Source organism: Vibrio sp. 970 (assembly GCF_033339075.1).
On the sequence record NZ_JAWOTW010000849.1, the window covers coordinates 1 to 511 of the forward strand.

Annotated in this window: 1 protein-coding gene; it reads right to left on the reverse strand. The window is 44.2% G+C overall.

What is annotated here, in order from left to right:
• The coding region (locus R7Q11_RS29530) for a flagellin (protein ID WP_263857240.1) at positions 1–511 on the reverse strand (511 nt) is incomplete at both ends.

Genomic DNA, 511 nt, shown 5'->3' on the forward strand with positions numbered 1-511 from the left:
TTTCGCTTGAGCAAGAATCGAAGTACCTGCTTGTTTCAAAATTTGTGCTTTGGTCATTTGCGTTGTTTCTTTCGCAAAGTCCGTGTCTTTAATTCGGCTGTTCGACGCGTCAACGTTTTCTTGGATATTTGCCAAGTTGTTGATGCTGTGGCTCAGACGGTTTTGTTTCGCACCAAGATCCGCACGTTGTGAATCCACGTATTTCAGTGCAGAGTCCAGTACAGAAATCGCGTTCTGAGATCCTTGAACCGTTGTCATATCAATATCTTGTACTGATGTTCTTACTGGCTCATCGCTTAGGCCTAGCTCAGAAGCAAGACCACCAGAGATCGAGATGTCACCCTGAACGTTTGGATGAGCAACAAAAATTTGCAGCTTGCCATCTTCGCTTACAGACGCGTTGATCATGTCTGATTGACCATTGATGTACGTTGCTAGCTCTTCAATGTCATCACCCGCTTTCGCGTTGATGTTGATTTCTAGATCATCAACATTACCATCTTCGTCTTCA